This is a genomic window from Loktanella sp. DJP18, assembly GCF_049310965.1.
Classification (GTDB): domain Bacteria; phylum Pseudomonadota; class Alphaproteobacteria; order Rhodobacterales; family Rhodobacteraceae; genus Loktanella.
Map to the genome: position 1 here is coordinate 1 of NZ_JBMERN010000146.1, position 8020 is coordinate 8020.

Annotated in this window: 8 protein-coding genes; 6 read left to right on the plus strand and 2 right to left on the minus strand. The window is 60.0% G+C overall.

Features of this window, described 5'->3' with window-relative positions; translation table 11 throughout:
- Window positions 1-532: 532 nt before the first annotated feature.
- A complete protein-coding gene (locus ACOI1H_RS21960; protein WP_422440185.1) occupies window positions 533-1042 on the minus strand; it encodes a hypothetical protein in 510 nt (169 codons plus the stop codon).
- Window positions 1043-1122: 80 nt separating this feature from the next.
- Between ACOI1H_RS21960 and ACOI1H_RS21965 the strand changes: the two genes are divergently transcribed.
- From ACOI1H_RS21965 to ACOI1H_RS21990, 6 genes are all read left to right on the plus strand, one after another.
- On the plus strand, window positions 1123-2478 hold the full coding sequence (locus ACOI1H_RS21965; RefSeq protein WP_422440186.1) for an ABC transporter substrate-binding protein: 1356 nt from the start codon (window positions 1123-1125) through the stop codon (window positions 2476-2478).
- A gap of 70 nt (window positions 2479-2548) precedes the next feature.
- Entirely contained in the window at window positions 2549-3658 is a 1110-nt protein-coding gene (locus ACOI1H_RS21970; RefSeq protein ID WP_422440188.1) for a M24 family metallopeptidase, read from the plus strand.
- Window positions 3652-4659 (plus strand): ABC transporter permease subunit, encoded by a 1008-nt coding sequence (locus ACOI1H_RS21975; protein ID WP_422440190.1) that lies wholly within the window; start codon window positions 3652-3654, stop codon window positions 4657-4659. The genes ACOI1H_RS21970 and ACOI1H_RS21975 overlap by 7 nt, the downstream gene beginning before the upstream one ends.
- 1 nt (window position 4660) lies before the next feature.
- Window positions 4661-5566: an ABC transporter permease subunit gene (locus ACOI1H_RS21980; RefSeq protein ID WP_422440191.1), complete on the plus strand. Its 906-nt coding sequence runs from the start codon at window positions 4661-4663 to the stop codon at window positions 5564-5566.
- Window positions 5567-5570: 4 nt separating this feature from the next.
- Entirely contained in the window at window positions 5571-6548 is a 978-nt protein-coding gene (locus ACOI1H_RS21985) for an ABC transporter ATP-binding protein (RefSeq protein WP_422440193.1), read from the plus strand.
- A complete protein-coding gene (locus ACOI1H_RS21990) occupies window positions 6545-7507 on the plus strand; it encodes an ABC transporter ATP-binding protein (protein WP_422440194.1) in 963 nt (320 codons plus the stop codon). Before ACOI1H_RS21985 ends, ACOI1H_RS21990 begins: the two co-directional genes overlap by 4 nt.
- 263 nt (window positions 7508-7770) lie before the next feature.
- Here ACOI1H_RS21990 and ACOI1H_RS21995 read toward each other — a convergent pair.
- The coding region (locus tag ACOI1H_RS21995; protein WP_422440196.1) for an Hsp20/alpha crystallin family protein at window positions 7771-8020 on the minus strand (250 nt) is incomplete at its 5' end.

Below are 8020 nucleotides of genomic sequence, written 5' to 3' on the forward strand. Positions count from 1 at the left end.
AATCAACTTTCTGGTCGAATGCCCATATACCGCATCTTAATAGTGAAATCTTTAGCTCAGACAATTGGAGCTTAGCTTTCTTGTAGGCTTCCTTTGAAATTACAATAAACCCTAAGTTCTCCGGTATTAAATTGTGAAATTCAATGTCCGAAGATAGTTCTTTGGTGACTTGCTCTCGTATCTCTCTATAGCTTTCAGAACTCCAAAAGTGTGTGAAAGCTGCGTAGGCAAAATCAGATAGGAACCTTTTGTCGCTGAATTCAATTGGTTCGGAAAAGTATAAGGATGGTATGAACCATCCGATTTGCCTGCCCTCCGTATCTCTAAGTCGAGCGAAAGACGCCGAATTAATTCGGCTAGACAAACTTGGGCACGAAAAGAATGACCCCTTTGTAAAGTCAGACAAGCCTCCTCTAACCGTTAGCAAGTCAATATTGTGATGTACTAAAATACTTCCGCCCTCGGGGGCTGGACGCAACAGAGCCCCTTCCGCAATTAGCTGCTCTAAATTCAACATTGCTAGGAAACCGCGCTAAGTGTACAACATCTCGTACTTCTCCTGGGCGCTAGTCCATGCACCGCTCAAGTCTCTATATTGCGCAGCATCGGGGAGGAATAACTCCCTAAATGCCAGCTGAAAGTAGAATCTTTGCGCATCGCCAATTTTTTTGGCTTTTCCGCCGATTTGATTGAGGACCAATAGTAATTGGTCCATGGATTCTTCAGGTTGCTTGCGAAATTCAAGACCCTCGACGGCATTTAAAATTTCGTCGAGATTCTTGTAGACGCCTTTTTCCATCAATCTTTTGCATTCTGCTCCAAATGCAGCCATCGGCTGAGTGCGAGAGAATATTGAGGTGACGCTATTTCCGAATGGGCGTGATACTTCTGGCAGTCTTTCTTGGTTGAATGTCCAATTTCCTGAAAGATTTGAAACTTTCAAGGAAAATTTGTTATAGCATGCCAAAAGCTGGCCCATTGAGTCGCCGTGAGCCTCATACTCGTAATTTTCCAGAAATGACATTTCACGAAGAGAACTCACAAGGGCTTGCTTATCGTAAGGGAGTGGTGACCCGGTTGAAAACGCATAAAATAGTTCGACGACATCAGAAAATTTGTACTTTGAAACACCTCTTGACCGTCACCTTCAAGCTGCGTGAGGGTGTCCAGTTCCATTCCAACGACCAGTTCACGCCGACGCGCGATTTCAACGCGGACGACGTGATCTTCAGCTTCGACCGCCAAGGCAACCCCGAAAACCCCTATAACAGCTATTCGGGCGGCACCTGGGAATACTACAATTCGATGTCGATGCCTGACCTGATCGAAAGCATCGAAAAAGTCGACGACTATACCGTCCGCTTCAACCTGACCCGCCCCGAGGCACCGTTCATTGCCAACATGGCGATGGATTTCGCATCGATCGTGTCCAAGGAATACGCCGACGCGATGCTGGAGGCAGGCACGCCGGAAATGCTGAACCAGGCGCCCATCGGCACCGGCCCGTTCACGTTCCAAGCCTACCAGAAGGACGCCGTCATCCGCTATCTGCGCAATGACAACTACTATGGCGAACCCGCCAAGGTCGAAAGCCTGATCTTCGCGATCACGCCCGACGCCTCGGTCCGCTATCAGAAGCTGCAGGCGGGCGAATGCCACATCATGGCCTATCCCAACCCCGCAGACGTGCAGGCGATGAAGGATGCCGAAGACATCGTGGTGATGGAACAAGAAGGCCTGAACGTCGGCTACCTGGCCTACAACACCAATGTCGCCCCCTTCGACAACGCCACCGTGCGCAAGGCGCTGAACATGGCGATCGACAAGCAGGCGATCATCGACGTGGTGTTCCAGGGATCGGGCCAGATCGCCAAGAACCCGCTGCCGCCGACCATGTGGTCCTACAACGAGGCGATCGAGGATGATCCCTACGATCCCGAAGCCGCGCGCGCGATGCTCGAGGCCGAAGGCGTCACCGACCTGTCGATGAAGATCTGGGCGATGCCGGTGCAGCGCCCCTACAACCCCAACGCCCGTCGCATGGCCGAACTGATGCAGGCCGACTTTGCCAAGGTCGGCGTGGATGTCGAGATCGTGTCCTACGAATGGGGCGAGTACCTAGAGCGGTCCAAGGCGGCCGATCGTGACGGCGCCGTCCTGCTGGGCTGGACCGGCGACAACGGTGATCCCGACAACTTCCTGGCCGTGCTGCTGGGCTGTGACGCCGTCGGCAACTCGAACCGCGCCAACTGGTGCAACGAAGAGTTCGACGCGCTGATCCAGGAGGCCAAGGTGCTTCCGACGCAGGAACAGCGTGCGCCGCTGTACGAACAGGCGCAACAGGTCTTCAAGGACCAGGCGCCCTGGGCCACGATCGCGCATTCCGTCGTCTTCATGCCCATGCGTCCCGAGGTCGAAGGCTATGTCGTGCACCCGCTGGGTGGGCACATCTTCAATGCGGTCGGACTGACAGAGTAATCTGACAGCCTGGCTTTCCGGGGCGGCACAGTGACGTGCCGCCCCCACTTGTTTCAAATCGGAAAACCACGTGTCCTCATCGCTCACCGACCGCCTTGCGGAATATGCGGCCGTTGCCGCCGATCTGAATGTCGATGCCGTGGCGCTGGTGCCCGGCCCGAATTTCATGCGTGCCGTGCGGCATGGGTTCGGCAGCCACGAACGGCCACTGGTTCTGGTAATTCCGGCGGATGGTCCGGCCGCCGCGGTCGTGCCCAACCTGGAATTGGGCAGCTGGGCGCTGGTCGGGTTCGACGGTGCCGTCTTCGACTGGCGCGATCAGGACGGCTATTCCAAGGCCTTCGACGACCTGATGCGACACCTGTCCATTTCCTCCGTGGCGGTCGAAGGGCAGGTGATGCGTGTCTTCGTGCATCACGCCATGCTGGCAGCACAGCCAAACCTGACCATCATCGACGCAGAACGCGAGATTTCCGCCCTGCGCATGATCAAGACGTCTGACGATCTGTCCGCGCTTCAGCGGGCCATCGACATTTCCGAACGCGCCCTGACGCGGACGCTCGAAACCGTCAGGCTGGGCCAGACCGAAAAGCAGATCGAACGGACACTCGTTCAGATGCTGTTCGACGAAGGTGCTGACGACCTCGCGTTCACGCCGATCGTGGCGGCTGGCGACGGGTCGGCCATGCCCCACGCACACGCCCGCGACGATTACCGCGTCAAGGCCGGCGACGCCCTGCTGCTGGACTTCGGCGCGCGCCGCGACGGATTCTCTGCCGACATCACGCGCACCGTTTTTCTGAACCACGTCACCGACGAAGGGCGCGCGGTCTATGACGCCGTCCTGCGCGCCAACCTCGCGGGATTGGCCGTGACCCGGGCCGGCGTCACCGCCCATGCCATCGACGACGCGGTGATATCCGTGCTTGAAGCTTCGCCCTTTGCCGACCGCATCCGTACCAAGACTGGACACGGTCTTGGGCGCGACGTTCACGAGGCACCGTACATCATGCGCGGGAACCACATGGTTCTGCCGGCTGGAACGGTCTATACGAACGAACCCGGCCTTTATGAGATCGGTAATTTCGGTGTCCGTATCGAGGACGACGTCCTGATCACGGAAGACGGTTGCGAAACGCTGACGCACTTTACGAAGGAGTTAACGGTGCTGACATGCTGAACTACGTCCTCAGCCGGCTGTTGACGTTCATTCCCACTTTCATTGGCGTGACGCTGATTTCCTTCGGCTTTATCCGCGCGCTGCCGGGCGATCCGATCACTGTTATGGCGGGCGAACGCGGGCTGACCGAAGAGCGCTATGCGGAGCTGGCCATCCAGTACGGGTTTGATCGGCCCATTTACGTGCAGTTCTGGGAATACTTGACCGGCGTGCTTCAAGGCGATCTGGGCACGTCGTTCGTGACGAAGCGGCCGGTCTGGGACGAATTCTTTACCCTGTTCCCCGCAACGCTCGAACTGTCGACCTGCGCAATGATCTTTGCCCTGCTGCTGGGACTGCCGGCAGGTGTCATCGCGGCCGTGAACCGCGGCAAGTTCTTTGATCGCGCGTTGATGTCGACGGCCCTCGTCGGGTATTCGATGCCGATCTTCTGGTGGGCCCTGCTGCTGATAATCGTCTTTTCGGGCAATCTGGGCTGGACCCCCGTGTCGGGCCGGATCGACCTGCTCTATTATTTCCCGGACGCCACCGGGTTCATGCTGATCGACAGCCTCGCATCGGGTCAAAGCGGGGCTTTCAAATCCGCCGTGCTGCACCTTGTCCTGCCGACGATCGTGCTGGGCACCATCCCGCTGGCGGTCATCGCGCGCCAGACCAGGTCCGCCATGCTGGAGGTGCTGGGCGAGGATTACATCCGCACCGCCCGCGCCAAGGGCATGTCGCCCGGCCGGATAAACGGCATCCACGCCCTGCGCAACGCCATGATCCCCGTCATCACTGTCATCGGCCTCAGTGTCGGCACGCTGCTGGCGGGCGCGATCCTGACCGAGACGATCTTCAGTTGGCCGGGCATCGGCAAGTGGATGGTCGACAGCATTTTCCGGCGCGATTATCCGGTCGTGCAAGGCGGTCTGCTGCTGATCGCCGTCATGGTAATGATCGTCAACCTGACCGTCGACATGCTCTACGGCGTCATCAACCCCAAAATCAGGAAGCGCTGACATGGATGACGCACTCTCTGCCGAAGCCGAGATGGTCCACGAACGCCCGGGCCGCCTGCGCGAGTTCTGGTTCTACTTCCGCGAAAATCGCGGTGCCGTCATCGGCCTGTGGATCTTCGCCGTCTTCGCCATCCTTGCGGTCTTTGGCCCCTGGATCGCGCCCCATAGCGCAACCGCTCAGTTCCGCACCGATACGCTGCTGCCGCCAGTATGGCAGGAGGGGGGGAGCTGGAAATACATCCTTGGCACGGACCCGCTGGGGCGGGACATGCTTTCGCGCCTGATCGTCGGGGCGCGGTTCTCATTCTTCGTCGGCATCGTGGTCGTCACCGTCGCCGCCACCGGAGGCATCCTGATCGGCCTGCTGGCCGGCTTTGCGCCAAAGTGGCTGGACAGCATCATCATGCGCGTGATGGACATCATCCTCGCGTTTCCGTCGCTGCTGCTGGCGCTGGTGCTTGTCGCAATCCTCGGGCCGTCTCTGACCAATGCGATGATCGCCATCGCGATCGTGCTGCAACCCCACTACGTCCGCCTGACCCGCGCCAGTGTCATGTCGGAACGGCAGAAGGACTACGTCACCTCGGCTCGCGTGGCCGGTGCCGGCCTGTGGCGGCTGATGTTCGTGACCGTGCTGCCGAACTGCCTCGCCCCGATCATCGTGCAGGCGGCACTGTCATTCTCGACCGCGATCCTCGATGCAGCCGCGCTTGGATTTCTGGGGATGGGCGCGCAGCCGCCCACGCCCGAATGGGGCACCATGCTTGCCGAAGCGCGCGAGTTCATCCTGCGGGCATGGTGGGTCGTGACGTTCCCCGGCATCGCGATCCTTGTCACCGTGCTGGCGATCAACCTGATGGGGGACGGCCTGCGCGATGCCCTCGATCCGAAACTGAAACGGAGCTGAGCTCATGGCATTGCTGCGCATCCGCAACCTCACCGTAGAATTCGCCACGTCCTCTGGCAGTTTCCGGGCCGTCGACAGCGTCGATCAGGACGTCGATACCGGCGAGATTCTGGCCGTTGTCGGCGAAAGCGGGTCCGGAAAGTCGGTGTCCATGCTTACCGTGATGGGCCTGCTGCCCTGGACCGCAAAGGTCACCGCGGACGAGATCACCTTTGATGGCCACGATCTGCTGCGCATCGACCCACGCGCCCGCCGCCGCATAATCGGCAAGGACCTTGCGATGATCTTTCAGGAACCCATGTCGTCGCTGAACCCCTGTTTCACCGTCGGCTGGCAGGTCAAGGAGGCGCTGCGCTTTCACCTTGGCATGGACCGGCGCGCGCGTCATGCCCGCGCGGTCGAGCTCTTTGAACAGGTCGGAATTCCAGACCCCGAAAAGCGTCTGTCGGCCTTTCCGCACCAGTTGTCCGGCGGCATGAACCAGCGCGTGATGATTGCAATCGCCATCGCCTGCAAGCCCAAGCTCTTGATCGCGGACGAGCCGACGACCGCGCTCGACGTGACCATTCAGGCGCAGATCCTTGATCTGCTGGCCTCGCTGCGCCACGAGACCGGGATGGGCCTGGTGCTGATTACCCACGACATGGGCGTCGTCGCCGAAACAGCCGAGCGGGTCAGCGTGCAATACGCCGGCCAGAAGGTCGAGGAGCAGCCCGTCGTCGACCTGTTTGCAACCCCGCACCATCCCTATACTGCGGCCCTGCTGGACGCGCTGCCCGAACGCGCGACGGCGCGATTGCTGCCGACCATTCCCGGCGTCGTGCCGGGACAGTTCGACCGTCCTGCTGGCTGCCTGTTCTCGCCCCGGTGCAAGTTCGCCGATGCGCGCTGCAAATCGACGCCTCCGCCAGCACTTGGGCCGGACTTGGGGTATGCACGCTGTTTCTACCCGCTCAATACCGACGAAAGGATTGCATCATGACCGACACCCCGGTGATGCAGGCCACCGCGCTGGAGCGGCATTACGATGTCAGTGGTGGTTTCATGAAGAAGCCCCGCGTGCTCAAGGCTGTGGGCGGGCTCGATTTTCAGGTGGTGCCCGGCAAGACCTTGGCTGTCGTCGGCGAAAGCGGTTGCGGCAAGTCCACCCTCGCGCGGATGGTCGCGATGATCGAGGAACCGACGAAGGGCGCCCTTAGCCTTGACGGCAAGGCGGTGGTGCCGGAAAGTTGGGCCGTGCTGCGCAAGGACGTGCAGATCGTGTTTCAGGACCCCTACGGGTCGTTGAACCCGCGCCAGCGGATCGGCACGATCCTGATGGAACCCCTGGTGATCAACACCACCATGCCGCGCGCCGAACGCGAGGCCAAGGCCCGAGACATGCTGAAGCTTGTCGGTCTGCGGCCCGAGCATTTCGACCGCTACCCACACATGTTCTCTGGCGGCCAGCGCCAGCGGATCGCAATTGCTCGTGCGCTCATGCTCGACCCCAAGGTGCTGGTGCTGGACGAGCCGGTTTCTGCGCTGGACCTGTCGATCCAGAGCGCGATCCTGAACCTTCTGCTGGGTCTGCAGGAAAGGCTCCAACTGGCCTATCTCTTCATCAGCCACGACTTGGGCGTGGTGCGCCATGTGGCCGACGAGCTGATCGTCATGTACTTGGGTCGTGCCGTCGAAAAGGGGCCAAAGGATGCGTTGTTCGCAGCCCCGAAGCATCCCTATACCGTGGCGCTGCTGTCCGCGACACCGCAGGCGGACCCGACCAAGGAAAAGGTTCGCATCAAGCTCGAAGGAGAATTGCCGTCGCCTTTGTCCGTCCCCGACGGCTGCCCCTTCGCCCCCCGCTGCTGGAAGGCCCAGGCCAAGTGCCGCGCGGAGAGACCTGAACTGGGGACTGACATTCACACCGCGGCCTGTTTTTTCCCGGAGAACGAGGGGTGAAGGCGCATCGATTTTCACCACGAAGAAGATCGAAGGTGTCGAAACGAAAGCAGTACGCCCCGGCAAGGCGCAGGTGGCCCGGGAATCGCTGATATCCCACTGACCACGGATTGAGCTGCGTTGCGCTGCTAAATCCATTCGACTTTGCCCCGCAGGGTGACCTAGCCATCGGCCACTTTCCCCTTGATGCTGTTCTCACCTCGGCGGCGGCGCATATCGCCTTGGCAATGGACCGGACAAGAACCGGCGCGCCGCGCGGACTCTCAAGCGGCCTTCACCTCAATGGCGCGCTCGCTCTTCCTTGTCTTTTCGGACTTTGGCAGGGCCACCCGCAATACGCCGTTCTTGAAACTCGCCTCGATCGTCTCGGCGTCGACCCTAGGCACCAAAGCCATCGCGCGCTGGATCGTTTCTCGGCGCAACTCGCTGATGCGATTTTCGCCCTTTCCGGACTTGTGGCTCTCAGACTTTTCAGCCGAAACCGAATGCGCAGTCCGGCAAGGCACCCTTGGA